Here is a 26,816-nt window from a genome sequence, read left to right as displayed (position 1 = left end):
TCGCGGACGCACGCAGGCCCCGACCGGACGGTCGGGGCCTGCGTCGCTCGGTGCGCGGGACTTCTCAGTGGACCAGTCGCAGGCAGAGCGGGTACCGGTACCACTCGTACCGGCTGGACGCGACAGCCGCGAGGATCGCGAGCACGAGGTTGGCGATGCCGATGGCCCCGAGGACCGGGAACGCGAAGCCCAACGTCACGGCCGTCAGGACACCCCCTGCGAGGTTGGCGATCATCACGGTGATCTGGAAGTTGAGCGCCTCCTTGGCCTGGTCCTCGAGGTACGGACCACGACCCTTGAAGACGAGCCACACCACGAGCGGCACGACGAAGCTGACGAGCACGCCGCCCAGGTGCGAGACGATCGCCCAGGTGCGCTCCTCGTCGGGCCGCAGCGGCGGCGGGCCGGCGTACATCGGCTGGGGCGCGAACCCCTCCGGGCCGGTCATCGGACGAGCTCGAGCGAGAACGGGTAGCGGTAACGGTCGCCGCGCTGCACGGCGACGAACGCGAGGATCGAGAGCACGATGCTCACGATCCCGATCGCGGCCTGCGCGATGTGACCCACCCAACCGAGGAACGGGATCTGCTCGACGACCAGGCAGACCACCACGCCGATGAGCAGCGTGAGCTGGAAGTTGAGCGCGACCTTGGCCTCCTGGGCCACGTGCCCGCTGCGGTCGCGGTACACGAGCCAGATCACCAGGGCAGGGACCCAGCCCAGCGCTGTGTAGGCGAAGATGCCGCCGAGGTGCGCCAGGCTCGCCCAGGTGCGCGCCTCGCTCTCGGTGACGGCCCGCGGCGCGGCGGGCGGCGGTGTGGGGTACTCGCTCGTCATGGGGCTCCTCGGTGCGTGCGTCGGGGGAACGGGCGGCGCGGTGCGCGCCCGGCTGCGCGGGAGGACTCTATCCATCCGTCGGGCCGCGCGGGAGCGCTGCCCGGTCCCGGCCGGGCACGACGCGAGGCGTCGGCGTACGTTGATCAGGACGGGCGCTCGCCGTCCGGCTGACCCGTTGCCCCGACCGGGCGAGACGACCCACACCGGAGGTCGACGATGAGCGAGCGAACGCCGCATCCCCCCGACGACGTCCCGGAGGAGCCCTCGTCCGACGTGCCGGACGTGCCGTCGCCCGACGCGCCGGACGTCCCGGACGAGCCCGAGCCCGACGTCACGGACGAGCCCCCAGGCGTTGGGTCGACCGGGCCGACGAGCCCGTCGCCGGAGCGACCGGGGGCTGGGGCGCCACCACCGCCCGGGTTCGCGCCCCCGGGCGGGTACCCGCCGCTGGGCGGATACGCCCCGCAGAGCGGACACCCGCAGGCAGCCGGGACCGCGCCGACGGCTGCGGCATCGGGAGCATCCGCGGAGTCGGGGGCCGCCTCGTCCGCGGGCGGCGCGTCGCCGTCCGACCGGCCCGGGTCGGGCGGTCCGCCACCACCCCCGCCGCCCCCCGGGTACGCGCCGCCGGGCGGGTACCCGCCGCCCGGGCAGTCGGGACCGTCCGCGGGGTGGGGCGCGCCGCCCCCGCCGCCGCCCCCGCCGCCACCGCCCCCGCCGCCGCAGCCTGCCGCGGTCGGCGACTCGTTCGGCTGGGGGTGGAACAAGTTCGTCGCGAACCTCGGGCCGATCATCGTGGCGGTCCTGGCGTACCTGGTGGTCGCCGCGATCATCTCGTTGCTGTGGAACCTGGCGCTGGGCGCTGCGAACCTCGGGGTCAACCAGGTGGACCAGTACGGGCACCGGACGGGGCTCGCGGCCGCGGGGGCGTTCGGGGCGTTCCTGGCCAGCGTGATCCTCTCGGTGGTGGTGCTGTTCGTGACGTATGTGCTCCAGGCAGCCATCACGCGCGGCGCGCTCGTGATCAGCTACGGGCAGCGGCTCGAGCTGCGCACCATGTTCCAGTTCCCGAACCTCGGGGCTGTGCTGCTCGCGGCGCTGCTGGTCAGCGTGCTGACCTCGATCGGCTCGCTCGTGTGCGGGGTCGGCGCGCTCGTCGTGGGGTTCTTCGTGCAGTTCACGCTGTTCTTCGTGATCGACAAGGCGCAGAACGCGATCGACGCGCTGCGCTCGAGCTTCGAGCTCGTGACGAAGAACGCCGCGACGATGCTGCTGTTCAGCATCGCGGCGATCGTCGCGGTGCTGATCGGCGCTCTCCTGTGCGGCATCGGCCTGGTCGTGGCCATCCCCGTGGTGATCCTGGCCCAGACCTACCTGTACCGACGCCTCCTCGGCGAACCCGTCGCCCCCTGACAACCCGCGAACGTGGGGGTGGGGGGACGGGTCAGGTGGTGACGAAGTCGATGAGCTCTTCCACGCGGCCCAGGAGCGAGGGTTCGAGGTCGGCGTACGAGCGGACCGAGCGCAGGATGCGCTGCCAGGCACGGGCGACGTCGGCCTGCTCGTCGGCCGGCCAGCCCAGCTCGCGCAGGATGCCGAGCTTCCACTCGGTGCCCCGTTCGATGGTCGGCCACGCGGCGAGCCCCAGCCGTTCGGGGCGCACGGCCTGCCAGACGTCCACGTAGGGATGGCCGAGCACGAGCACGGTGCCGCGAGGCACGGTGCGCAGCGCGGTGTCGGCGATGCGCTGCTCCTTCGAGCCCGGCACGAGGTGGTCGACGAGCACCCCGACCCGCCGGTCGGGGGACGGCTCGAAGTCGGCGAGCGCGTCGGTCAGGTTGTCGACCCCGTCGAGCAGCTCGACGACGACGCCCTCGAGCCGCAGGTCGTCGCCCCACACCTTCTCGACGAGCTCGGCGTCGTGCTTGCCCTCGACCCAGATGCGGCTGCCGCGCGCGACCCGCGCCCGGGAGCCGTGCACCGCGACCGAGCCCGACGCGGTGCGCGTGGGCCGAGCCGGGGCGGGAGCGGCGACGGGGGGAGTGAGCTCGACGGGCTCGCCGTCGACCCAGAACCCCGGGCCGAGCGGGAAGGTGCGGGTGCGGCCCCGCCGGTCCTCGAGCACGACAACGTGCTGGCCGCCCGACTTCTCGACGCGCACCACGGCGCCGACCCAGCCCGTCGTGACCTCCTCGACCACGAGGTCCGCCTCGGCGGGTTGGGGGCGCGAGGTGCGCGCGACGCGGTGGTGCGTCGAGCCCGCTGTGCTCGCGAGGACGTCCTGGCCGTAACGGTCGTGGGTCACCCGCAGAGCCTAGGGCCGTCCCGGCCACGCCCGGGTGCCGACCCAGGTCGCCACCCTCGGGCCTGCACGGTACGACTGGACGGGTGACGTCGTCAGCGGCCGCCCCGGACGAGCCGGACCCGCGCCGCTGGCGCGCGCTGTGGGTCTGCCTGGCCGTCGGCTTCATCACGCTGCTCGACGTGTCGATCGTCAACGTCGCGCTGCCCTCGATCGACGAGGCGCTCGGCGCCAGCTCGAGCCAGCTGCAGCTGGTCGTCGCGGGCTACACGCTCGCCTTCGGCCTCGCGCTCGTGCCCGCGGGACGGTACGGCGACGCCCGGGGTCGGCGCACCGTCATGCTCGTCGGGCTCGTCCTGTTCGCGCTCACCAGCCTGGGTTCGGGCCTCGCGCCCACGGGCGGGGTGCTCGCCGGGATGCGGCTCCTGCAGGGGCTGAGTGCCGGGATGCTGAACCCCCAGGTCACCGGCTTCATCCAGGAGCTGTTCCGGGGACCCGAGAGGGCCCGTGCGTTCGGCACGTTCGGGGCGACGGTGGGGGTCTCGCTCGCGATCGGCCCGCTGCTGGGCGGCGCCATCATCCAGGCCGCGGGCACCGAGTCGGGCTGGCGCTGGGTGTTCTTCGTCAACGTGCCCGTGATCGCGCTCGTGCTGCCGTTCGCGTGGCGGTGGCTGCCGCGCGCGGCGCACCCGCGGGGGACCGCCCACTTCGACCACGTCGGGCTGCTGCTCATCGCCCTGACCACGGTCGCGCTCATGCTGCCGCTCGTGACCACCACGGGCGTGGGCGACGACCCGGCCCGCTGGTGGTGGCTGCTCGTCGCGGCCGTGCTGGGCACGGCCACGGTGCTGTGGGAACGCAGGTTCCAGCGCCGCACGGGCGCCGCGGTGCTGGACCCTGACGTGCTCGGGCAGCCGTCGTTCCGCAACGGGGCCCTGCTGGGGCTCGCGTACTTCGCGGGGTTCACGTCGGTGTTCCTGGTGATCACGCTCTACCTGCAGACCGTGCTGCACTTCACCGCGCTCCAGGCCGGGCTCGTGAGCACCCCGTTCGCGGTCGCGTCGGCCGTGTCCTCGAAGCTCGCGGGCCGGCTCGTCGTCGCGCGCGGGCGCCGCCTGGTGGTGGTGGGGCTGGTCCTGGTCCTCGTCGGGCTCGCCGGGACGTACGTGGTGGTCCGTCAGCTCGACGCGCCGGGCGTCGGCTGGGCCGTGGCCGCGACCCAGCTCGTCACCGGGGCCGGCAGCGGGCTGGTCATCGCCCCGAACCAGACGCTCACGCTCGAGCGCGTCCCGGTCGGGTCGGCCGGGGTCGCGGGCAGCATGCTGCAGCTCGGCCAGCGCGTGGGGTCCGCCCTGGGGGTGGCGGTCAACGTGGCGGTGTTCTACGCGACGCTCGCCGCCGGTGGCTCGGGCGCGCTCGCCGTCGACCGGGCCCTGCGGGTGACCTCGGCCCTCGTCCTGGCGGCGCTCGTGGTCGCTCTCGTCGACCTGCGGACCCGGAGCGCGCAGGCGTCGCCGAAGGCGGGGCGAGCCGGCTCGGCGACCGCGTAGAATTGGCACTCGCGACTCAGGAGTGCCATCTACCGGAGGGGCTGGAGGTGAGATGAGCGACGACCGCAAGCTCGATGTGCTGCGCGCGATCGTGGAGGACTACGTCGCCACCCGCGAGCCCGTCGGCTCACGTGCGCTCGCGGAGCGGCACGCCCTCGGCGTCTCGCCCGCGACGATCCGCAACGACATGGCGGCGCTCGAGGAGAGCGGGTACATCGCGCAGCCGCACACGTCCGCGGGGCGTGTCCCTACCGACAAGGGCTACCGGCTCTTCGTCGACCGGCTCGCGGGCGTCAAGCCGCTCTCGGGTCCCGAGAGGCGGGCGATCCAGTCCTTCCTCGACGAGGCCGTGGACCTCGACGACGTGGTGGACCGCGCGGTGCGCCTGCTCGCCCAGCTGACCCAGCAGGTCGCCGTGGTGCAGTACCCGTCGCTGCGCCGCTCGGCCCTGCGCCACCTCGAGCTCGTGCCCGTGGGCGAGCGGCACCTGCTCGTGGTGATCATCACCGACAACGGGCGCGTCGAGCAGCGCACCCTCGAGCTCGCGGGCCCGCCCGACGAGGGGGTCGTCGCCCGGCTGCGCGTGCGGCTCAACGTCGCGGCGGCCGGTCACCGGCTCGCCGACCTCGACGAGGTGCTGTCGGCCCTGCCCGACGCGTTCGCGCCCGAGGACGAGGCGCTCGTCAAGTCTGTGGTCGGGATCGTCGAGGAGACCCTCGCCGAGGACAGCGAGGAGCGCATCGTGCTCGCGGGCACGGCCAACCTGGTCCGCGGCGGCATGGACTTCTCGCACTCGATCAGCCCGGTCCTCGAGGCCCTCGAGGAGCAGGTGGTGCTGCTGCGCCTCCTCGCCGAGATGTCCGAGGACGCCGCGGCGGTGTCGATGCGCATCGGGCGCGAGACGCAGCACGAGGGGCTCGTCGAGACGAGCTTCGTGACCACCGGCTACGGCGCGGACGGGACCGCCGTGGCACGCATCGGCTCGATCGGGCCGCTGCGCATGGACTACCCCGGGACCATGGCGTCGGTGCGTGCGGTCGCGCGCTACCTGTCGCGCATCCTTGCCGGCTGACCGGTCCCGGCCCCCCGCCTCCCACAGAGAAAGCGATCAGTGAGCGACTACTACGAGATCCTCGGGGTGCCGCGCGACGCGACGCCCGAGCAGATCAAGAAGGCCTACCGACGCCTCGCACGCGAGCACCACCCCGACGTCGCAGGTCCGGACGCCGGCGAGGACCGTTTCAAGGACGTCTCGCGCGCCTACGAGGTGCTCTCGAACCCCGAGAAGCGCCGCATGTACGACCTGGGCGCCGACCCGTCGTCGCCGTCGGGCGGCATGGGCGGTGGCTTCGGCTTCCAGGACATCTTCGAGACGTTCTTCGGTGCCGCGACCGGTCAGAGCGCCCAGCGTGGGCCCATCCCGCGCGCCCGGCGAGGCCAGGACGCGCTCGTGCGGCTCGACATCGACCTCGCCGAGGCCACGTTCGGGGTGCACCGCGAGGTGCACGTCGACACCGCTGTGCTGTGCCCGACGTGCTCGGGGTCGTGCTGCCGTCCGGGCACCACACCGCGCACCTGCGACGTGTGCGGCGGTCGCGGCAGCGTCCAGCGCGTCGCTCGCTCGTTCCTGGGCCAGGTCATGACGTCGCAGCCGTGCGCCGCGTGCCACGGCTTCGGCACCGTGATCCCCGAGCCGTGCCCCGAGTGCTCGGGCGAGGGGCGCGTCCGCTCGCGTCGCACGCTCGAGGTGGACGTGCCGGCGGGTGTCGACACGGGGACCCGGATCAAGCTCACCGGCCAGGGCGAGGTCGGCCCGGCCGGCGGCCCGGCGGGCGACGTGTACCTCGAGATCCGTGAGCGCAAGAACGACACGTTCGTGCGTCGCGGCGACGACCTGCACTGCACGCTCGAGGTGCCGATGACGGCTGCGGCGCTCGGCACCGTGCTGACGCTCGACACGCTCGACGGCCCGCGCGAGGTCGACCTGCGACCGGGTACCCAGCCCGCGCAGATCGTCACGCTCAAGGGGCTCGGCGTGGGGCGGCTGCACGTGGGTGGACGTGGCGACCTGCACGTGCACGTCGACGTCCAGGTGCCCGCCGACCTCGACGAGGAGCAGATGGAGCTGCTGCGCCAGCTCGCGGTGCTGCGCGGCGAGGAGCGTCCCGACACGCGGCTCGCGTCGTCGCACTCGGGCGTGTTCGCCAAGCTCCGCGAGAAGCTCGCCGGGCGCTGAGGGTGAGCGCTCCCGTCTTCCTGGCCGAGCCGGGCTCGTTCGACACGGCCGCCGCGGGCGGCACGTACGTGCTCGAGGGGGCCGAGGGCCGGCACGCGGGGGTCGTGCAGCGGCGTGCCCCGGGTGAGCGCGTCGACGTGGTCGACTGCGCCGGGGTGCGCCTCGTGTGCACGGTGGCGGCTGTCGGCGGCGACGGGGTGCGGCTCGACGTGCTCGACGTGGTGCGCGAGCCCGAGCCCGCCGTGCGCCTGGTGCTGGTGCAGGCCCTCGCGAAGGGGGACCGGGACGAGCTCGCGATCGAGGCCGCGACCGAGGTGGGCGTCGACGCCGTGCTGCCCTGGCAGGCCGAGCGCTCGATCGTGGTGTGGCGCGGGGACCGTGCCGCCAAGAGCCGCGCGCGGTGGCTCGGGACGGTGCGGGCCGCGGCCAAGCAGGCGCGCCGGGCGCGGGTGCCCGAGGTCGGGTTCGCGGTCGACGGGCGCGCGCTGGCCGACGCCGTTCGGGAGGTCGTCGGGCGCGGCGGTGCCGCCCTCGTGCTGCACGAGGAGGCGACCGTGCCGATCGCCGAGGCGGCGCTGCCCGTGCCCGCGGCCCCCGGCGACCCGGCCCCCGAGGTGCTCGTGGTCGTCGGCCCTGAGGGTGGCATCTCGGCGCGTGAGCTCGACACCCTGCGGGACGCAGGTGCGGTCGCGGTGCGGCTGGGCCCGCACGTGCTGCGCACCTCGACCGCGGGCCCCGTGGCGCTCGCCCTGCTCGAGCAGCGGCTGGGCCGCTGGGGCTGAGCCCGTCCGGTCAGCGGGTGTCGGCGTCGACCCCCGTGACCGCGGCGCGTCCCGCCTCGAGCCGGGCCACCGGCACCCGGAACGGCGAGCACGACACGTAGTCGAGCCCGACCGCGTCGAAGAAGCGGATGGACTCGGGGTCGCCGCCGTGCTCGCCGCACACGCCGATCACCAGGTCGGGACGCGTGGCGCGCCCCTCCTCGACCGCGATCTGCACGAGCCGCCCCACGCCCTTCGCGTCGATCGTCTCGAACGGGGACACCGTGAGCACGCCGTTCGCTGTGTACTGCGCGAAGAACGCACCCTCGACGTCGTCGCGCGAGAAGCCCCACGTCGTCTGCGTCAGGTCGTTGGTGCCGAACGAGAAGAACTGGGCCTGCGCGGCGATCCGGTCGGCGGTCAGCGCGGCCCGCGGCAGCTCGATCATGACGCCCACGGGCAGGTCGATCTCGATGCCGTGCTCGGCGCCGACCTCGGACATGATCCGCAGGGCCTCCTCGCGCACGAGCCGCAGCTCCTGCACCGATCCCACCAGCGGGACCATGATCTCGGCGTGCGGGTCACCGCCCTCGGCGCGGCGGATCGCCACGGCCTCGCACACAGCGCGGATCTGCAGCGCGAACAGCCCGGGCACCACGAGCCCGAGCCGGACGCCGCGCAGCCCGAGCATCGGGTTCGCCTCGTGCATGCGTCGCACGGCCGCGAGCAGCCGGACGTCGCCCTCGTCGACCTCGCCGCGCTCCTCGGCGAGCGCCACCTTGACGGACAGCTCGGTGAGGTCGGGCAGGAACTCGTGCAGCGGCGGGTCGAGCAGCCGGATGGTGGTGGGCAGCCCGTCCATCTCGCGCAGCAGCCCCACGAAGTCCTCGCGCTGGAGCGGCAGCAGGGCGTCGAGCGCCGCCAGGTGGGCCGCGTCGTCCTCGGCCAGCACCACGTGCTCGATGTGCTCGCGGCGCTCGCCGAGGAACATGTGCTCGGTGCGGCACAGCCCGATGCCCTGCGCGCCGAGCCGCCGGGCCCGCGCGGCGTCCTCGGGGGTGTCGGCGTTCGCGAGCACCCGGAGCCGACGGGTCGCGTCGGCGTGCCGCAGGATCCGGTCGACCGAACGGACGAGGTCACGGACCTCCTCGTCGTCGGTGGCCGCGAGCGCCGCGTCGAGCCCGTCCTCGAGGTAGCGGGTCACGGGGGAGGGGACCACGTCCACGTCGCCCCAGAACACCTCGCCGGTCGAGCCGTCGATCGCGATGAGGTCGCCCTCGCGCACGGTGCGTCCGGCCACGGTGAAGCTCCGCGACGTCAGGTCGATCACGACGGCCTCGGCACCCACCACGGCCGTGCGACCCATGCCGCGCGCCACGACGGCGGCGTGCGACGTCTTGCCGCCCCTCGCCGTGAGCACGCCCACGGCCGCGATCATGCCGCCCAGGTCGTCGGGGTTCGTCTCGCGCCGCACGAGGATCACGTCCTCGCCCTGCGCGGCACGCTCGACGGCCGTCGCGGAGTCGAGCACGACGCGACCGACCGCCGCGCCGGGCGACGCCGCCATCGCTGTGGTGAGCAGCGTCGCGTCGCTGCCCGCCGCGAACTGGGGGAACAGCAGCTGCGAGAGCTGCGCGCCCGTCACGCGCGAGAGGGCCTCGTCCATCGTGATGAGGTTCTCGTCGACCAGGTGCGTCGCGATGCGGAACGCGGCGGCCGCCGTGCGCTTGCCCACCCGGGTCTGGAGCATCCACAGCTTGCCGCGCTCGATCGTGAACTCGATGTCGCACAGGTCGCGGTAGTGGGTCTCGAGGCGGCGCATGGCCTGGCGCAGCTCGGCGTACGCGGTCGGGTCGATCTGCTCGAGGTCCGCGAGGGTCGCGGTGTTGCGGATGCCCGCGACCACGTCCTCGCCCTGCGCGTTGACCAGGTAGTCGCCGTAGTCGCCCGACTTCCCGGTGGCGGGGTCGCGCGTGAACGCCACGCCCGTGCCCGACGTGGGGCCGAGGTTGCCGAAGACCATCGAGCACACGTTGACGGCCGTGCCGAGGTCGTCGGGGATGCGCTCCTTGCGCCGGTACAGCCGGGCCCGTTCGGTGCCCCACGACGCGAGCACAGCGACGATCGCCATGTCGAGCTGCTCGCGCGGGTGCTGCGGGAAGTCGCGCCCGGTCTCGCGGCGCACGATGTCCTTGAACGTCTCGACGAGCCCGCGCAGGTCCTCGGCCGTGAGGTCGACGTCGGAGGTGGCGCCGCGCGCGGCCTTCGCGTCGTCGAGCGCCTGGGAGAACAGCTCGCCGTCGAGGTCGAGCACGGTGCGGCCGAACATCTGGATCAGGCGCCGGTAGGAGTCCCAGGCGAACCGCTCGTCGCCGCTGTACTCGGCCAGGCCCTGCACCGACGCGTCGTTGAGGCCGACGTTGAGGACCGTCTCCATCATGCCGGGCATCGAGAACTTGGCCCCCGAGCGCACCGACACCAGCAGGGGCTCGTGGAAGTCGCCCAGCTGGCGACCCAGGGCGTCCTCGAGCCGGCGCAGCGCCATCGTCACCTCGACGCGCAGCTCGGCGGGCACCTCGCCCGTGCGCAGGAACTCCCGGCACGCCTCGGTCGTGATCGTGAAGCCCGGCGGGACGGGCAGGCCCAGCCGTGTCATCTCCGCCAGGTTGGCGCCCTTGCCACCGAGCAGGTCCTTCTGGTCCTTGTCGCCCTCGCTGAAGTCCTTCACGTACGTCGCCACGTCGCACCTCCGCGTATGTCGGGGGTCCTGACCACCTCATGAGCAGTCTCCGCCCCACGGCACGCTCGCGCGCAAGGACGAAGGGCCCACGGCGAGACCCGCGCGACGTGCCATCGACCGCGGCGCGCCCTGTGGTCCGGCGCCCTCGGTAGGATGGGACCAGCCGCACCACCGCGTGGAACCGAGGAGCACAGAGGCGCAAGCCGAGCACATGGCCGACAGCACACCCGCACAGCGCCCGAACGCCGGTGCCGCCGCACGCGTCGGGCACCGGATCACCATCCCGCCCGAGGTGCCGATGGTCGAGCTCCTCGGTCTCGGCGACCAGGTGCTGCGAGCCATCGAGGCCGGCTTCTCGGGCGTCGACATCCACGTGCGCGGCAACGAGATCTCCCTCTCGGGCCCCGCGGGCGACGTGGCGCTGGTCGCGCGGCTCGTCGACGAGCTCGTCGAGGTCGCGCTCGCAGGCACGCCCCTGACCCCCGACGTCGTGAGCCGCTCGGTCGCGATGCTCACGGCGGGCACCGTGACCCGTCCCGCCGACGTGCTGACCCTCAACATCCTGTCCTCGCGCGGGCGCACGATCCGCCCCAAGACCGCCGGGCAGAAGGATTACGTCGACGCGATCGACCGGCACACGGTCACGTTCGGCATCGGCCCCGCGGGCACCGGCAAGACGTACCTCGCGATGGCCAAGGCCGTGCAGGCCCTGCAGGCCCGCCAGGTCAACCGCATCGTGCTGACACGGCCCGCGGTCGAGGCCGGCGAGCGGCTGGGCTTCCTGCCCGGCACGCTCAACGACAAGATCGACCCGTACCTGCGCCCGCTCTACGACGCGCTGCACGACATGCTCGACCCCGACACCATCCCGCGGCTCATGGAGGCCGGGACGATCGAGGTCGCGCCGCTCGCGTACATGCGCGGGCGCACGCTCAACGACTCCTTCATCATCCTCGACGAGGCGCAGAACACCTCGAGCGAGCAGATGAAGATGTTCCTCACCCGCCTGGGCTTCGGCTCGAAGGTGGTCGTCACGGGAGACGTGACACAGGTCGACCTGCCGGCCGCGGTGCCCTCGGGCCTGCGGGTCGTCGAGTCGATCCTCGCCGACGTGGACGACGTCGAGTTCTGCCGGCTGACGTCGTCCGACGTGGTCCGTCACCGGCTCGTCAGCGACATCATCGACGCGTACGCGCGCTGGGACAGGTCATGAGCATCGAGGTCAACAACGAGTCCGGCGCCGAGGTCGACGAGGCGGAGTTCGCCGCGCTCGCGCGCTACGTGCTGGACGCCATGCACGTCCACCCCCAGACCGAGCTGTCGATCCTGCTGGTCGGCACGGACGTCATGTCCGAGCTGCACGTGCAGTGGATGGACGAGCCCGGGCCCACCGACGTGCTCTCGTTCCCGATGGACGAGCTGCGTCCCGGGCGCGCGGGCGAGCAGACACCTGCCGGGCTGCTCGGCGACGTGGTGCTCTGCCCCGAGGTGGCCGCCGAGCAGGCCCGGGTCGCCGGGCACTCGACCGCCGAGGAGCTGCTGCTGCTGACCACGCACGGGATCCTCCACCTGCTCGGCTACGACCACGCCGAGCCCGAGGAGGAGAAGGAGATGTTCGCGCTCCAGCGCCAGCTCCTGCTCACCTTCCTGGCCAGCCGATGACGGAGCCGCCCGTCGGGCTGCTCGTCGCCGTCGCCTTCGTGGGCATCGTCCTGGCCGCCGCGCTCAGCGCGGGCGAGGTCGCGGTGCTGCGGGTGAGCCGGTCCGCCGTCAGCGAGCTGTTCGCGACCCGTCACGCCGCCGCCGAGCGCGTGCAGAAGCTGCTCGAGCACCCCGTGCGCGTGTCGTCCTCGGCCGCGTTCGTGCGGCTGATCGGCGAGATGACAGCGACCGTGTGCATCACGCTCGTCGTCGCGTCGAGCGGCTGGCCGTGGTGGGTCGTGCTGGTCGTGGCGGGAGCCGTGTGCGCGCTCGTCGCGTTCCTGCTGGTGCGGGTGAGCCCCCGCACGGTCGGTCGCCAGCACCCGGTCGCTGTGCTCGTCACGCTCTCGCGCCTGCTCGTCGGCGTGTCGGCCGTGGTCGGCGGCATCGCCCGGGCCGCGCCCGGGGCCACGATGGCCGAGGAGGACGAGCTGCGCGAGATGGTCCAGCGCGTGAGCGAGTCCGAGGTCATCGAGGACGAGGAGCGCGAGATGTTCCGCTCGGTCCTCGAGCTCGGCGACACCCTCACGCGCGAGGTCATGGTGCCGCGCACCGACATGATCACCGCGGGCGCCGACACGACGCTGCGCAAGGCGCAGTCGTTGCTGCTGCGCTCGGGCTACTCGCGGGTGCCCGTGGTCGGCGACTCGGTCGACGACCTGCGCGGCGTGCTGTTCCTCAAGGACCTCGTCCACCGGCTCGCGCAGGACCCGCAGGCCGCGGACGCCCCCGCCGCGTCGATCGCACGCCCCGCTGTGTTCGTGCCCGAGTCCAAGCCCGTCGACGACCTGCTGCGCGAGATGCAGGCCGGGTCGTCGCACATCGCGATCGTCGTCGACGAGTACGGCGGGATCGCGGGGCTCGTGACGATCGAGGACGCCCTCGAGGAGATCGTGGGCGAGATGACCGACGAGCACGACCGCTCGGGTCCGGTCGTCGAGGACCTCGGCGACGGCACGTTCCGCGTCCCCGCGCGGCTCGGCAAGGACGAGCTCGGCGAGCTGTTCGGGCTCGAGGTCGAGGACGACGACGTCGACTCCGCGGGCGGCCTGCTCGCCAAGGCGCTCGGCAAGGTGCCCCTCGCCGGTTCGATGGGCGAGATCCACGGTCTGCGGCTCGTCGCCGAGCGCACCGAGGGCCGCCGCAAGCAGATCTCCACGATCCTCGCGAGCCGTGTGCCGCTCGAGGACGACGACCACGACCTCCCCCATGACGCTGACACTGGAGCACCCCGATGACCTTCCGCTCAGGATTCGCCTGTTTCGTCGGCCGGCCCAACGCCGGCAAGTCGACGCTGACCAACGCGCTCGTCGGGCAGAAGGTCGCGATCACCTCCGGCCGCCCGCAGACCACGCGGCACACGGTGCGCGGCATCGTGCACCGTGACGACGCGCAGCTGGTGCTCGTCGACACCCCGGGGCTGCACCGGCCCCGCACGCTGCTCGGCGAGCGGCTGAACATGCTCGTGCGGGACACCCTGTCCGAGGTCGACGTGGTCGGCTTCTGCCTGCCCTCGGACCAGAAGGTCGGCCCGGGGGACCGGTACATCGCCGAGCAGCTCACCGCTCTCGCGTCGGGTCCGGGGCACACCCCCGTCGTCGCGATCGCGACCAAGGCCGACCTGGTCGGCAAGCAGCGGCTCGCCGAGCACCTGCTGGCGATCTCCCAGCTCGGTGAGTGGGCCGACATCGTGCCCGTCTCGGCCGAGTCGGGCTACCAGGTCGGCGTGCTCGAGGACGTGCTCGTGAGCCACCTCAGCGAGGGGCCCGCGCTGTACCCCGAGGGTGAGCTCACCGACGAGCCGGTCGCCGTGATGGTCGCCGAGCTCGTGCGCGAGGCGGCCCTCGAGGGCGTGCGCGACGAGCTCCCGCACTCGCTCGCGGTCGTCGTCGACGAGATGGTGCCCCGCGAGGGCTCGACCGACGAGCGCCCGATGCTCGAGGTGCGCGTCAACCTGTTCGTCGAGCGGGACAGCCAGAAGGCCATCATCATCGGCAAGGGTGGCTCGCGGCTGCGTGAGGTCGGCACCCAGGCGCGGCACGGCATCGAGGCGCTGCTGGGCACGCGCGTGTTCCTCGACCTGCACGTGAAGGTGGCCAAGGACTGGCAGCGCGACCCCAAGCAGCTCGGCAAGCTCGGCTTCTGAGGGTGCCGCACGCACCACGCGACGGTCGGCGGGCCACCGACCAGCCGTCGCGGGATACTCGACGTATGCCCTTCCGGATCGCGGGGAACACGGCCGTGGGCATCATCCTCCTGGCCCTCGTGGGCGCGATCATGGGGCCGCAGTGGGACCCGTCGCCCGTGACCGACCCGCTGCCACGGGAGACGACGTCGACGGCGATCGGTGGTGCGACCCCCCGCCAGACGTACGCGGTGCGCACGTCGATCGTGACGGTGAGCCTCGACGGGACCGATGTCGACGCCCGCCTCATGGAGCCCGTCGGGGCGCCCGACGGGCGACCCGGCGTCGTGTTCGTGCACGGCGCGGGCACCGACGACTCGTCTGAGGCCTTCGCGGCCCAGGCGCAGACGCTCGCGCAGTCCGGCGTCGTCACGCTCGTGCCCAGCAAGCGCCTCGACACGTACTCCACGCGCTACCGCAACTACGAGCGCATGGCCGACGACTACGAGGCCTCGGTCGTGTACCTGCGCGGCGTCGACGGCGTCGACGGGAACGAGGTCGGTGTCTACGCCGAGAGCGAGGGCGCCTGGATCGCCCCCGTCATGGCCGCCCGCGACCAGGACATCGCGTTCGTCGTGCTCGTGTCGGCGCCCGTCGTCCCACCCCGCCAGCAGGCCGCGTACGCGACCGACTCGTACCTGCGCCGCACCGGCGTGCCCGGAGGGGTGTTCCGCGCGATCCCGCGCGCGGTCGGCATGTCGTTGCCCGGCGGCGGCTTCGACTACGCCGACTTCGACGTCGCCCCCTTCCAGCGTCAGATGACGCAGCCGGTGCTCGTCGTCTACGGCACGGCCGACGCGTCGATGCCCATGGTGCAGGGGACCGAGCAGATCTTGCGGGACACCGCGATCGTGGGGAACACCGACATCACCGTGCGCTACTACGAGGGCGCGGACCACGGGCTGCGGATCGACGGGAAGGTCGACCAGACGTTCCTCGGTGACCTGTCCGACTGGGTCACGTCGTTGCCCGACAGCGCGGGGGCCGCCCCCCGGATCGCCGGGGCCGACCCGCAGCAGGTCTACTGGGCGGGCCCGGTGCCCACGCCGCGCTGGTTCGGCGACGGCGACGCCGTGATCGCGATCGTCGCGGGGGCCGCGGCGCTCATCCTGCTCGGACCCGTCGCGCTCGTGCTCGCGGCCGGGGTCCGGCGCGTGCGGGGCCGGGCGGCCGTGCGACGGCTCGGCCCCGGGGTCGGCGCTCGCACGGGCGCGCTGGGCGTGTTCGCGCTGCTCACCGTCGCGGCCCTCGTCTGGTACCTGGTGGCCGTCGCCCGGCTCGCGCTGGGCTACGAGCGCAACGTGTGGATCGTCCAGGGGGGCTGGATCGGGGTCCGTGCGCTGGGCATCGGCGCGGTCGTCGCGGCCGTGATGCTGCTGGACCGGGTACGCCGCCTGCGGGACGCGCACGAGCCCGTGGCGCGCGGCGCCGTGGGTGTCGGGGCGTTGTGGTCGACCCTCGTCGGGTCGGCGGCGCTGCTGGTCGTGCTGGCCTACTGGGGTGCCTACCAGCTCGGCATCTGACCAGGTGAGGGTCGGTTTACCCATCGGCACCTCATGTAGGGCACGATGTGGGCCGATACATGTGGATCGGGTGTGCTGTGCCGCGCCCCGACAGTCCTGGGGGTGAGCCGGTGCGCACGTCGTGGGGTTCCGCGACCGACCGCGGTCGCGTGCGCTCGGTCAACGAGGACGCGCTGCTCGCCTTCCCGCCGGTCTTCCTGGTGGCGGACGGCATGGGGGGCCACGACGCGGGCGACGTCGCGAGCCGGCTCGCGGTCGAGGAGTTCGCGCAGCTCGCCGGACGTCCCACCACGAGCGCCGACGAGGTGCACGGCTGCTTCATCCGCACCGCCGATCGGATCCGCGAGGCCCTCGACGGGCGGCCGTGCGGCACGACGGTCGCCGGCGTCGCGGTGACCGAGCACGAGGGCAGCGCGTACTGGCTCGTGTTCAACGTGGGCGACTCGCGGGTCTACCGCTGGGCCGACGGGCAGCTGCGGCAGATCAGCGTGGACCACTCGGTGGTCCAGGAGATGCTCGACCGCGGCGAGATCACCCCGGACGAGGCCCGGAACCACCCCGAGCGCCACGTGCTCACCCGCGCGCTCGGCAGCGGCCCCCTGCCCGAGCCCGACTACTGGCTGCTCCCCGCGGGCCCGCACGACCGGCTCCTGGTGTGCTCGGACGGACTCACGGGCGAGCTCGAGGACGACGTCATCGCCCAGGTGCTCGCCGAGCTCGCCGACGCGCAGGACGCGGCGCAGCAGCTCGTGGAGCTCGCGGTCGAGGCGGGCGGCCACGACAACGTCAGCACCGTGGTCGTGGACGTGGCGACCTCGGGCGGCGGTGACGTGCACATGACGTTGCCGCGTGCGGGTGCCGGGCTCGGTGCGGGGGCGTGGGACGAGATGCTCGACGGTGCGACAGTGCCGCGGGCCACGACGACTGGGAGCAAGCCGTGATCGTGCCGGAGTACGTACCTGGCCAGTGGAACGCCGTCGTCGCGGGGGGCGTGGTGGCGCTGCTCGCCCCGACCACAGCCCCCGAGGTCGTCCGTGCGGTGTGGGACGCGGTGCCCGCGAACGGCGGCCTCGCCGACCAGCTCGAGGTGCTGCTGCGCGGCGGCATCGCAGGCCTCCAGCCCTTCGCGCTGGTCGACGTCACGGGCGGGCGGGTCCACGCCGCGCTGCGCGGCGACGTCGAGGTCGAGGTCAGCGGCAGCGACGGCGTGCGCGTGCTGGCCCCGGGTGAGGTCACGACCTGGTCCGAGCGTGTCGCCGAGGGCGCGGAGGTCATGACGGTACGCGTGGCCGGCCTGACGTCCCGGTGGGACGCCGCGACCGTGATGCCCGTCGCGGCCGGGGTCGTCCGGGCCGACGGCGTGCGCGTCGCGCTCGCGGACCACCAGGGTCCAGGCACGACAGCTGTGCCGGTCGCCGACGTCCTCCCGGCGGACGCCGCGCTCCCGGTGGATGACGCGCTCCCGGTGGATGACGCGCTCCCGCTCGACGACTCTCCTGCGCTCGACGACTCTCTTGCGCTCGACGACTCCCGGTTCGGGGACGACCCGCCGACCGACCCGCCGGTCGAGGACGTCCCCGCGGACGCGCCCGTGGCCGACGAGCTCGGAGCCGGCCCGCTCATCGAGGGCGCTCCGTCGTGGCTCGTGGAACCCGTCGCCGCGCCGTCGACCCCTGACGTGCCCCAGCTCTTCGCAGTCCCGGCGACGCCCGAGCCCCAGCTGGAGCCCGAGCTCGCGGCGGACGTGGTGGCCGAGGCCGAGGCCGCGCTCGGGGCCGGCACGTGGGGCCCCGACCCGGTGGACGAGGCGCAGCCCGGCGACGACCACGACGGCCTGACGATCCTCAGCAGCGACCTCGTGGCGATCCGCGACCAGCTGCCGTCGTGGGCGGGGGACGAGGTGCCCGGGCCGTTCCGGGTCGTCGCGCCCGATCCCGTGCCCGAGGTGCGGCTGGTCCTGTCGACCGGCACGGTGGTCCCGCTGGACCGGTCGGTGCTGCTGGGCCGTGCGCCCCAGGTTCTGCGGGTCACCAACCGGGACCTGCCCCGTCTGGTGAGCGTCCCCTCGCCCCAGCAGGACATCTCGCGGACCCACGCCGAGGTGCGGACCGAGGGCGGCGACGTGCTGGTCACCGACCTCGAGTCGACGAACGGTGTGCTCGTCTCGCGTCCCGGTGAGCGGGCCCGTCGGCTGCACCCCGGCGAGGCGACGGTGGTGCAGCTCGGTGAGCTCGTCGATCTCGGGGACGGTGTGACGTTCACCGTGGAGCGGGGTACGTGACCGCACGCCGCGAAGCCTCGACCCCGCCGCAGATCGCCGGGCACCGGTTCATCCGGGTGCTCGGCCTCGGCGGGTTCGCTGACGTGTTCCTGTACGAGCAGGACCTGCCGCGTCGGTCCGTCGCGGTCAAGGTGCTGCTCGCTGGAGCGATCGACGACGACGTGCGTTCGGGGTTCCGCACCGAGGCGAACCTCATGGCCCAGCTCTCGCACCACCCCTCGATCGTCACGATCCACCATGCCGACATCGCGCCCGACGGTCGCCCCTACCTGGTCATGGAGTACTGCTCGGGACCGCCGCTCGCCGAGCGCTACCGGCGCGAGCGCATCTCGGTCGCGGAGGCGCTGCGGATCGGGGTGCGGCTCGGCTCGGCGGTCGAGACCGCCCACCGGGCCGGGATCCTGCACCGTGACATCAAGCCCGCGAACGTGCTCACCACCGACTTCGGGTGGCCGGCGCTGACGGACTTCGGGATCGCCGCGACGACCGGAGCCGGTGCGGGCGCGACGCTGGGCATGTCGATCCCGTGGTCGCCGCCCGAGCTCCTCGCGGCCCACCCGCACGGCGACGTGCGCTCGGACGTGTACTCGCTGGCCGCGACCGTGTACTCGCTCCTCGCGGGGCGCACGCCGTTCGAGGTGCCGGGAGGCGCGAACGGCGCGGCCGACCTGGTGGGACGCATCGAGCGCTCGGCCCTCACCTCGACCGGGCGAGGCGACGTCCCCCCGGCGCTGCAGGCCGTGCTGGTGCGGGCCATGTCGAAGGACCCCGCGCACCGCTTCGCGAGCGCCGCGGCCTTCGCGCGGGCGCTGCAGCAGGTCGAGGCGGCCATGGGTCTCGCCGTGACCCCGCTCGACCTGCCCGACGACCACCGCGGGTTCGGTCCCGCCGCACCGTCCGCCGCCGCTGCCTCATCCTCCGCCGACGACGGCGCGACGCGGCTGCGGCCGGTCGTGAGCATCGACCCCGAGGACCGGCCCGTCTCGGGCCGCCGGGCGAGCGCGGTGCCCGCGGTGCGCCTGCACGCGCTCGAGCCGGCCGACGTCGGGCACCAGCCCGCCGCACGTCCCGCGTCGGTCGACGTCGCTGCTCCCGCACCCGCACCGACCGATGCGCCCGGGTCGGTCGCGGGCCCGGGCCCCGAGCACAGCTCCGCTGTCCACGAGACCGTGATCCCGCAGGTCGTCACACCGCGCCGGGCGAGCCGCCCCCTCGTGGTCGGGGTCCTGTCGGGGGTCGTGGTGGTCGGTGCGCTCGCGACCGCTGCCGTGGTGACGTTGTCCGGCGGTGCGACGCCCGGTCCGAGCCCCGCGACGAGCGACTTCGCGGCGCCGTCCGCACCGGGAGTCGTCGAGGCCGTCCCCGCGCCCACCGACCTCGTCGGGGAGCGCCGGGAGGACGGCACCGTCGTGTTCACGTGGCACAACCCGGAGCCGGCCGAGGGCGACCAGTACCTGTGGGGTGTGCGCACCGCGACCGGGCGGCCCGACCTCGCGCTCGTGGCCGACCCGACCGTGGCCGTGCCGCCTGTCGCGGGCGCAGCCCCGGGCGAGCAGGTGTGCATCGAGGTCTCGATCGTGCGGGCCAACCGCGCGTCGTCCGCGCAGCCCGCGGAGGGGTGCGCCCCGTGACCCCCCGCTCGCTTCGGCGGCGCACCACGCAGGTCGCTGCGCTCGTCACGGCCCCCGTGGTGCTCGCGGTGCTGGCGATCATCAACCCCGGCTTCCCGCTCGCACAGGTCGACCTGAACGACTCGGGCGTGTGGCTCACCGCGACGCAGTCGCTGCGGCTCGGGCGGCTCAACGCCCAGGTCGAGGAGCTCAACGCGGGCCTGGTGACCGCGGGCGCGCAGTTCGACGTGCTGCAGGACGCCGCGGACGTGCTGCTCGTCGAGCCCGGCACGATCTCGGTCGTGGACCCCGCGTCGGTCACCCTGACGACCCAGCTGCCCGTGCCCACCGGCACCGAGGTCGCGATGGCGGCCGGCACCGTCGCCCTGGTGGACCCGAGCGGCCACGCCTGGGTGCGGCCGATCGCGCAGCTCGGGTCGCTGCGACCCGCGACCGACCCCGCCGACCTCGAGCTCGGGGTGGGTGGCCACGTGGTGGTCACCGACGAGGGGGTCGCGTACGGCGTCGCCGGCGAGACCGGCGACGTGACGCGGGTCGCGCTCGTCGACGGGGTGGCCGAGCCCGAGGCCGCGGGCACTCTCGGGGGCCGGGTCGCGACGCTCACGGCGGTCGGCGACGAGCCCGTGGGGCTCGACGGGAGCACGCTGCGCACCCGGCGGGCCGCCGTCACGCTGACCGGCTCGGGCCTGGTGCTCCAGCAGCCCGGCCCGCACGACGACACCGTGCTCGTCGCGAGCACGTCGGCCCTCCTCGAGGTCCCGCTGGGCGGGGGTGACGCGCAGAGCCACCCGACCACCGGGTCGGGCGCACCCGCGGCCCCCGTGCGGCTCGACGGGTGCGCGCACGGCGCGTGGGCCTCGGCGGGCGGCTCGTACCTGCGCCTCTGCGGCGACGATCCGGTGCAGGTGCTCGACCTCGAGGGCATGTCCACGACCGACCAGCTGCGGTTCCGGGTGAACCGGGGCGTGGTGGTGCTCAACGACACGTTGCGCGGGCGGTTGTGGATGCCGCTCGAGGACACAGCGCTGCGGGAGCCGAACTGGGAGGACATCGTCCCGGAGGACGAGCCCGAGGAGAGCGAGGAGGACTCCGAGGCCGCCACGACGACCCAGGACGTGCTCGCCGAGTGCGGTACCGAGTCGAGCCCCCCGGTGGCGGGTGACGACGAGTTCGGTGTCCGGGCCGGGCGCACCACGATCCTGCCGGTGATCGACAACGACACGTCCTCCGACTGCGGCATCCTCGCGGTCAGCGAGCACGACGCGCTGCCCGAGGACTTCGGCGTGGTCGAGCCCGTCTACGGCGGCCGCGCGCTCCAGGTCCGGGTCGCCGAGGGGGCCACCGGCAGCGTGGCCTTCACCTACACGATCTCCGACGGCCGCGGCACGTCGACGCCCTCGACCGCGACCGTCCAGCTCACCGTGCGCGACGCCGCGACGAACGAGCCGCCCCGCCAGGCGCGGGTCGGCTCGATGCGCGTCGAGCAGGGCGCGCAGGCCGACCACGCCGTGCTCGCCGACTTCACCGACCCGGACGGCGACGACCTGGTGCTGGTCGGCGCCCGCGCCGACTCGGGGACCGTGCGGTTCCGGCAGGACGGCACCCTGACCTACGTCGCGGACGGTGGCAGCCTCGGCCGCACCCAGGTGCACGTCACGGTCTCGGACGGCACCGAGACCACCGAGGGTCTGCTCGACGTCGACGTGCGCGCGGCGGGCTCGCTCGCGCCGCAGATCGACCCCGTGCACGCCGTGACGCACGTCGACCAGGACGTGCTGCTCTCACCGCTCGACGCCGTGCGCACCACCGGCAGGGAGCCCGCGCGGCTCGCCGGGGTCGACGACCTCGCGGGGGCCACGATCACGACCGACCTCACCGCGGGCACGTTCACGTTCCGGGCGGCGCGGCCCGGCACCTACTACGTGACCTTCGTCGTCGCCGCGCCCCCGCAGCAGGCCACCGGGCTGGCCCGCATCGACGTGCTCGAGTGGCCCGCCCAGGTCCAGCCGCCCGTCGCTGTGCGCGACCGCGTGTACCTGGCGCCCGGCCGGGAGGTCACCGCCGCCCCGCTCGCGAACGACACCGATCCCGCAGGCGGCGTGCTCGTGCTGCAGACGGTCGACGTGCCGGCCGAGTCGGGGCTGCGCGTCGCGATCCTCAACCACGAGCTCGTGCAGATCTCGGCCACGCGCACCCTCGAGGCCCCCGTGATGCTCCGGTACACGGTGTCGAACGGCTCGGCGTCGAGCGTGGGGGAGATCGCCGTGCACCCGGTGCCGGCGTCGGCCACGTCCCAGCCACCCGTGGTCGAGAACCTCGAGGTCAGCGTCCGCACCGGTGGCGTCGTCACGGTGCCCGTGCTCGATCACGCCTACGACCCCGACGGTGACGCGCTCACGCTCGTGACCGAGCTCGCGGAAGGGCTCGGCGACGGCCAGGGGCTGCTGTTCGTGTCGGGTGACGTGCTGCGCTACCAGGCGCCGTCCGAGCCGCTCACCGCCCGCGCGACGTTCGTCGTGCGCGACCAGACGGGCAACGAGACAGCGGCCACCCTCACCGTGCGCGTGCACGCCTCGGACGCCACCGCGAAGGCACCACCCCGGCCCCGCGACCTCACCGCTCGGGTGTTCGAGGGCGACACGATCCGCATCACGGTGCCGCTCGTGGGCATCGACGACGACGGCGACGGCGTGACGCTGCTCGGGGTGGCCGGCGCCCCCACCAAGGGGCGGGTGGTCGACTCCGGCGCGGACTGGCTCGAGTACGAGGCGCTGCCGGGCGAGACGGGCACCGACGAGTTCACCTACGCGGTCGAGGACTGGACGGGTCAGCGGACGGTGGCCACGATCCGGGTGGGCATCAGCCCGCGGCCGACGTCCAGCACCCAGGTCGTCGCGCGCAACGACGAGGTCACGCTGCGCCCGGGCCAGCGCGTCGAGGTGCGCGTGCTCGCGAACGACATCGACGCGAGCGGCGGCGAGCTCAGCCTCGACGAGGCCCTCGAGATGACGTCCGACACCGGGGACGAGGTCGACGCGCACGTCGAGGGGCGCCGCGTGATCGTCCAGGCGCCCTCGGCGCCCGCGGTGCTGCAGATCGCGTACACCGTGACCAACGGGCGCGGCGGACGCGACTCTGCCGTGCTCACGGTCACCGTGCGCGAGGACGCGCCCGTGCTCCCGCCCGTCGCGCGTGACGTGGTGGTGCCCGCGATCGACACCCTGGGGCGCGAGAGCGTCGAGGTCGACGTGCTCGCCGTCGCGCAGAACCCGAGCGGGCCGCTGAGCGACCTCGAGGTCTCGGTGCCCGCGTCCGCGGCGTCGGTCGCGACAGTGACCCCGGCAGGCAGGGTCGTCATCACGCTCGTGGACCACGCGCAGACCGTCCCGTACCTGCTGACCAACACCACCGTGACCGGCGGCGGCGTGAGCACGTACGCGTTCATCACGGTGCCCGCTCTCGGCTTCTTCCCCCCGACCCCGCGGCCCAAGGCGCCCGAGCTGCGCGTCGCCTCGGGCGAGCAGCTCGTGATCCCGCTCGACGAGCAGGTGCAGGTCGCGCCCGGGCGCACAGCGACGGTGGCCGACCCGACAGCGGTCCAGGCGACCAAGTCGGACGGCTCAGCGCTCGTCAAGGACGCCACGACCCTCGTGTTCACCTCCGCCGCGGGCTACGCCGGCCCCGCGTCGATCACTGTGCCCGTGACCGACCGCACCGGCGTCGACGACCTGACCGGGCGCACGTCGGTCATCACGCTGCCGGTCACGGTCTACGCGGTCGACGACTACCCGCCCACGTTCGTGGCGACGCCGCTCGCGGTCGCACCGGGCGAGCTGCCGTTCGGCGTGGACCTGCGGGCGTTCACCCAGGGCCCCGAGGGGGCGACCGGCGCGGCCGACCTGTACACGTACCAGCTGGCGTCGGCGGTGCCCGCGGGCTTCACCGTCACGCTCGAGGGCACAATGCTGCGGGTCGCGGCGGCCCGGACCACCAGCAAGGGCACCAGGGCGATGCTCGACCTCACGCTCGGCTACGGGCGTGAGGGCTCGATGCCGGTGCAGGTCGAGCTGCGGGTCACCGCGAGCAACCGTGCCGTGGCCCAGGTGCTCGACCGGGAGATCCCTGACGGGGTGCAGGGCCGCGACACCGTGGTCGACGCGCTCGCGGGTGCCCGCAACCCGTTCCCCGACACGCCGCTGACGATCGTGGACGTCACGGTCGAGACCCCCGGCGCGGGCACGGCCGGGGCCTCGGGCGGCGGCAACGTCACGGTGCGGCCTGCGCCCGACTTCGTGGGCTCGATGGTCACGCGGTTCCGGGTGCGCGACGCCACGGGCGACCCCGACCGACAGGTCGAGGGCCGCATCACCGTGAAGGTCCGGGGCAAGCCCGCGACGCCCCGCGCACCCCGGGTCGTCGAGGTCCGCGACCGCACGGTCGTGCTGTCGTGGGACGCGCCCGACAACCGGGGCGAGACCATCACGGGCTACCGCGTGACGGCCTCGCCCGGCAACGTGGTGCGGGCGTGCGCGAGCACGACCTGCACGATCGACAACCTGACGAACGACGTCGAGTACACGTTCACGGTCGCCGCCCAGAACGCGGTCGACTGGTCGGAGCCCAGCCCGTCCTCGGCGACCGCCCGCCCGGACGCGGTGCCCGACCAGCCCGACGCGCCCGCTCTCGCCTTCGGTGACGGTCAGCTCACCGCGACGTGGGCGGCGCCCGCGAGCTCGGGCTCGGCCGTGACGCGCTACGACGTGATGATCTCGCCGGCTCCCGCGGCAGGCAGCGCGACCCAGACGACGAGCACGCCCTCGGCGACGTTCCGCGGGCTGCAGAACGGCACCGCGTACACGGTGCAGGTGCGGGCGTACAACAAGCTGCCCGATCCGGGTGCATGGAGCCGTCCCTCCCAGCCCATGTCGCCCGCAGGGGTCCCCGGCGCCCCGGTGCCCACGGCCACCCGGAGCCTCACGGGGTGGTTCGGCAACGGCAGGATCGACGTCACGTGGGACGCGCCGGCCGCGAACGGCGACGCGATCAGCGGCTACGAGGTGTCGGTCGACGGGGGCGCCCCGGTGTCGAACGGCACGGCGACGAGCTACGTCATCGCCGACGCCGAGCGCGGCAAGACCTACGAGGTGCGGGTCCGCGCGATCAACAAGGCCGGCCCGTCTATCTGGGGCCTGACGGTCGGGGAGACCTGGAGCGCGCCGGGGGTGCCCACGAACCTGCAGGCGACGGCGTCGACCCGCAGCGCGTGGGGTGAGGGGACGATCACGGTGCAGTGGAACGCCCCGACCGACGCGGGCGGCACCAGCGTGTCGGTGCGCGACTACGAGATCGAGGGGTACGGCACCACGACGGACCGGCGGAAGACCCTGGAAGGGTTCACCGGCGGCGACACGCCCACGCTGCGCATCCGGGCCTGGAACTCGCACGACGTCGCGGGGGAGTGGGTCACGTTCCCGGTCGTCACGGTCGTCACGGCGCCGCAGGCCCCCACGGTGCGGGTGACCACCGCCGGGTTCGAGCAGGTCGACGTCGCGGTGACCGAGAACGCCGATGGCGGCTCGCCCGTGCTCGAGCGCGAGTACAGGGTCAACGGCGCCCGGCAGAGCACGCCGCCCACCGGTCTCTACACCCAGTCGGGCGGGGGACAGGTCGCGGTCACCGTGCGGGTGCGCAACAGCGCCGGGTGGTCCGCGGAGGGCTCCGCGTCGGCCGCCACGGGCGCAGGCGCCGTCCCGACAGCGGAGAAGCCGACCGCGACGTCCCCGCGGGCCGAGGTCCTCGAGCTCCTGTGGGCCGCGGCGACGTCGCCCGGGCAGACGGTCACGGGCTACGAGTGGCAGGTGGTGCGCGGCACCACGGTGGTCGCGAACGGCAGCGCGGCGGCCGTGCCCGCGTCCCCCGTCACCACGAACGTGCCCGGCGGTGGCACCGTCCACGTCCAGGTCCGCGCGAAGAACGCCACGGGCTGGAGCGCGTGGGTGAGCTCCGACGACGTCATCGTCCCGGTCGCGAGCGGATGACGCCGTGACCCCCCGCCGCACGGCCCCCAGCACGAGCACCGACCTCCCGCACCGTCCAGAAGAGAGCACCCCCATGACACCTGAGCAGACGACGTGGTTCGCCGAGACGTTCAGCGCGCTCGTGACCAACGTGGGCCGCGCCGTGCTCGGCAAGGAGCACGCGGTGCGCCTCGCGATCACAGCGATGGTCGCCGAGGGCCACCTGCTCCTCGAGGATGCCCCGGGCACGGGCAAGACCTCGCTCGCGAAGGCCATCGCGGCAACCGTGCAGGGCTCGCACCACCGCATCCAGTTCACCCCGGACCTGCTGCCCAGCGACGTGACGGGCGTGACGATCTACGACCAGGGGTCGGGCCGGTTCGAGTTCCACCCGGGCCCGATCTTCGCGTCGGTCGTGCTCGCGGACGAGATCAACCGTGCGTCGCCGAAGACCCAGTCGGCTCTCCTCGAGGTCATGGAGGAGGGGCAGGTCACCGTCGACGGGGTCACCCACGCGGTGGGTCGCCCGTTCATGGTGATCGCGACGCAGAACCCCATCGAGCAGGCCGGCACGTACCGCCTGCCCGAGGCGCAGCTCGACCGGTTCCTCATCAAGACCTCCCTCGGCTACCCGGACCGCGCCTCGGCGGTCGAGATCCTGGCCGGGGCGAAGGACCGCACCTCGGCCCTCAAGCCGAAGATCACGACGCATGCGGTCGGCGACATGGCGGACCTCGCGACGAGCGTGCACATCGACGCCGCTGTGCTCGACTACGTCGCGCGGCTGCTCGAGGCCACGCGGGACGACGCGCAGACAGCGCTCGGGGCGAGCGTGCGCGGCGGTCTCGCGCTCGTGCGCACCGCCAAGGTGTGGGCCGCGTCGCAGGGCCGTGCGTACGTGGTGCCCGACGACGTGAAGTCGTTGGCCGCCCCCGTGCTCGCGCACCGCCTCATGCTCGACACCGAGGCCGAGTTCGCTGGCGTGACCGCCCCGCAGGTGCTCGACCGGATCGTGGCCGACACCCAGCCCCCGGCCCTGCGGGCGGTCTGAC

General features: G+C 73.8%; 19 protein-coding genes. 15 read left to right on the top strand and 4 right to left on the bottom strand.

Translation table 11 applies throughout. The annotated features are described in order from the left end of the window. Positions 1-64 precede the first annotated feature (64 nt). Complete coding sequence (locus ACGIF2_RS03495) at positions 65-448, bottom strand: DUF4870 domain-containing protein (RefSeq protein WP_396043534.1); 384 nt, start codon at positions 446-448, stop codon at positions 65-67. Beyond that, the gene (locus ACGIF2_RS03490; RefSeq protein ID WP_396043532.1) at positions 445-837 is read right to left on the bottom strand and encodes a DUF4870 domain-containing protein; all 393 of its coding nucleotides are present in this window, start codon (positions 835-837) and stop codon (positions 445-447) included. The genes ACGIF2_RS03495 and ACGIF2_RS03490 overlap by 4 nt, the downstream gene beginning before the upstream one ends. Positions 838-1,053: 216 nt before the next feature. Between ACGIF2_RS03490 and ACGIF2_RS03485 the strand changes: the two genes are divergently transcribed. Further along, the gene (locus ACGIF2_RS03485) at positions 1,054-2,250 is read left to right on the top strand and encodes a hypothetical protein (RefSeq protein ID WP_396043530.1); all 1,197 of its coding nucleotides are present in this window, start codon (positions 1,054-1,056) and stop codon (positions 2,248-2,250) included. Between the two features lie 31 nt (positions 2,251-2,281). On the opposite strand, the gene ACGIF2_RS03480 is transcribed toward ACGIF2_RS03485, so the two are convergent. Next, a complete protein-coding gene (locus ACGIF2_RS03480; protein WP_396043527.1) occupies positions 2,282-3,142 on the bottom strand; it encodes a DUF3097 domain-containing protein in 861 nt (286 codons plus the stop codon). A gap of 83 nt (positions 3,143-3,225) precedes the next feature. Between ACGIF2_RS03480 and ACGIF2_RS03475 the strand changes: the two genes are divergently transcribed. From ACGIF2_RS03475 to ACGIF2_RS03460, 4 genes are read left to right on the top strand one after another with little or no spacing between them, the layout of a single operon-like run. Continuing rightward, on the top strand, positions 3,226-4,689 hold the full coding sequence (locus tag ACGIF2_RS03475; RefSeq protein ID WP_396043525.1) for an MFS transporter: 1,464 nt from the start codon (positions 3,226-3,228) through the stop codon (positions 4,687-4,689). Positions 4,690-4,741: 52 nt separating this feature from the next. Beyond that, a complete protein-coding gene (gene hrcA, locus ACGIF2_RS03470; RefSeq protein WP_396043523.1) occupies positions 4,742-5,761 on the top strand; it encodes a heat-inducible transcriptional repressor HrcA in 1,020 nt (339 codons plus the stop codon). A 39-nt stretch (positions 5,762-5,800) separates the two neighbouring features. Further along, the gene (dnaJ, locus tag ACGIF2_RS03465) at positions 5,801-6,925 is read left to right on the top strand and encodes a molecular chaperone DnaJ (protein ID WP_396043521.1); all 1,125 of its coding nucleotides are present in this window, start codon (positions 5,801-5,803) and stop codon (positions 6,923-6,925) included. A gap of 2 nt (positions 6,926-6,927) precedes the next feature. Beyond that, positions 6,928-7,707: a 16S rRNA (uracil(1498)-N(3))-methyltransferase gene (locus ACGIF2_RS03460; protein WP_396043519.1), complete on the top strand. Its 780-nt coding sequence runs from the start codon at positions 6,928-6,930 to the stop codon at positions 7,705-7,707. Positions 7,708-7,717: 10 nt separating this feature from the next. Here ACGIF2_RS03460 and ppdK read toward each other — a convergent pair whose 3' ends face one another. Next, a complete protein-coding gene (gene ppdK, locus ACGIF2_RS03455; protein WP_396043517.1) occupies positions 7,718-10,426 on the bottom strand; it encodes a pyruvate, phosphate dikinase in 2,709 nt (902 codons plus the stop codon). 211 nt (positions 10,427-10,637) lie between these two features. Here ppdK and ACGIF2_RS03450 point away from each other — a divergent pair, with 211 nt between their 5' ends. The 10 genes from ACGIF2_RS03450 to ACGIF2_RS03405 all read left to right on the top strand — a co-directional run bounded on the left by ACGIF2_RS03450 (position 10,638) and on the right by ACGIF2_RS03405 (position 26,815). Continuing rightward, positions 10,638-11,639, top strand: coding sequence for a PhoH family protein (locus ACGIF2_RS03450; RefSeq protein ID WP_396043515.1), 1,002 nt, complete (start codon positions 10,638-10,640; stop codon positions 11,637-11,639). Continuing rightward, complete coding sequence (gene ybeY / locus ACGIF2_RS03445) at positions 11,636-12,088, top strand: rRNA maturation RNase YbeY (RefSeq protein ID WP_396043513.1); 453 nt, start codon at positions 11,636-11,638, stop codon at positions 12,086-12,088. Before ACGIF2_RS03450 ends, ybeY begins: the two co-directional genes overlap by 4 nt. Further along, positions 12,085-13,365: a hemolysin family protein gene (locus ACGIF2_RS03440; protein WP_396043510.1), complete on the top strand. Its 1,281-nt coding sequence runs from the start codon at positions 12,085-12,087 to the stop codon at positions 13,363-13,365. Before ybeY ends, ACGIF2_RS03440 begins: the two co-directional genes overlap by 4 nt. Next, a complete protein-coding gene (gene era, locus ACGIF2_RS03435; RefSeq protein WP_396043508.1) occupies positions 13,362-14,273 on the top strand; it encodes a GTPase Era in 912 nt (303 codons plus the stop codon). The genes ACGIF2_RS03440 and era overlap by 4 nt, the downstream gene beginning before the upstream one ends. A gap of 65 nt (positions 14,274-14,338) precedes the next feature. Further along, entirely contained in the window at positions 14,339-15,835 is a 1,497-nt protein-coding gene (locus ACGIF2_RS03430; protein ID WP_396043506.1) for an acyl-CoA thioester hydrolase/BAAT C-terminal domain-containing protein, read from the top strand. A 110-nt stretch (positions 15,836-15,945) separates the two neighbouring features. Next, positions 15,946-16,776 (top strand): PP2C family protein-serine/threonine phosphatase, encoded by an 831-nt coding sequence (locus ACGIF2_RS03425; protein WP_396043504.1) that lies wholly within the window; start codon positions 15,946-15,948, stop codon positions 16,774-16,776. Beyond that, positions 16,773-18,116: an FHA domain-containing protein gene (locus ACGIF2_RS03420; RefSeq protein ID WP_396043502.1), complete on the top strand. Its 1,344-nt coding sequence runs from the start codon at positions 16,773-16,775 to the stop codon at positions 18,114-18,116. Before ACGIF2_RS03425 ends, ACGIF2_RS03420 begins: the two co-directional genes overlap by 4 nt. After that, positions 18,113-19,747 carry a serine/threonine-protein kinase gene (locus tag ACGIF2_RS03415; RefSeq protein ID WP_396043500.1) on the top strand — a complete coding sequence of 545 codons (1,635 nt, stop codon included), beginning with the start codon at positions 18,113-18,115 and terminating at the stop codon, positions 19,745-19,747. Before ACGIF2_RS03420 ends, ACGIF2_RS03415 begins: the two co-directional genes overlap by 4 nt. Further along, complete coding sequence (locus ACGIF2_RS03410; protein ID WP_396043499.1) at positions 19,744-25,785, top strand: Ig-like domain-containing protein; 6,042 nt, start codon at positions 19,744-19,746, stop codon at positions 25,783-25,785. Before ACGIF2_RS03415 ends, ACGIF2_RS03410 begins: the two co-directional genes overlap by 4 nt. Before the next feature lie 73 nt (positions 25,786-25,858). After that, the gene (locus ACGIF2_RS03405) at positions 25,859-26,815 is read left to right on the top strand and encodes an AAA family ATPase (RefSeq protein WP_396043497.1); all 957 of its coding nucleotides are present in this window, start codon (positions 25,859-25,861) and stop codon (positions 26,813-26,815) included. Position 26,816 lies beyond the last annotated feature (1 nt).

The organism is Cellulomonas sp. P22 (assembly GCF_044392165.1).
The sequence above is the reverse complement of the archived record's forward strand: the minus strand, read 5'-3'. Positions and strand labels throughout refer to the sequence as shown.

What these genes read in the sequence shown, in the direction of transcription:
- ACGIF2_RS03495 (WP_396043534.1), bottom strand. Translation starts at nt 448, where the DNA reads ATGACCGGCCCGGAGGGGTTCGCGCCCCAGCCGATGTACGCCGGCCCG.
- ACGIF2_RS03490 (WP_396043532.1), bottom strand. Translation starts at nt 837, where the DNA reads ATGACGAGCGAGTACCCCACACCGCCGCCCGCCGCGCCGCGGGCCGTC.
- ACGIF2_RS03485 (WP_396043530.1), top strand. Translation starts at nt 1,054, where the DNA reads ATGAGCGAGCGAACGCCGCATCCCCCCGACGACGTCCCGGAGGAGCCC.
- hrcA (WP_396043523.1), top strand. Translation starts at nt 4,742, where the DNA reads ATGAGCGACGACCGCAAGCTCGATGTGCTGCGCGCGATCGTGGAGGAC.
- ACGIF2_RS03450 (WP_396043515.1), top strand. Translation starts at nt 10,638, where the DNA reads ATGGCCGACAGCACACCCGCACAGCGCCCGAACGCCGGTGCCGCCGCA.
- ybeY (WP_396043513.1), top strand. Translation starts at nt 11,636, where the DNA reads ATGAGCATCGAGGTCAACAACGAGTCCGGCGCCGAGGTCGACGAGGCG.
- ACGIF2_RS03440 (WP_396043510.1), top strand. Translation starts at nt 12,085, where the DNA reads ATGACGGAGCCGCCCGTCGGGCTGCTCGTCGCCGTCGCCTTCGTGGGC.
- era (WP_396043508.1), top strand. Translation starts at nt 13,362, where the DNA reads ATGACCTTCCGCTCAGGATTCGCCTGTTTCGTCGGCCGGCCCAACGCC.
- ACGIF2_RS03430 (WP_396043506.1), top strand. Translation starts at nt 14,339, where the DNA reads ATGCCCTTCCGGATCGCGGGGAACACGGCCGTGGGCATCATCCTCCTG.
- ACGIF2_RS03405 (WP_396043497.1), top strand. Translation starts at nt 25,859, where the DNA reads ATGACACCTGAGCAGACGACGTGGTTCGCCGAGACGTTCAGCGCGCTC.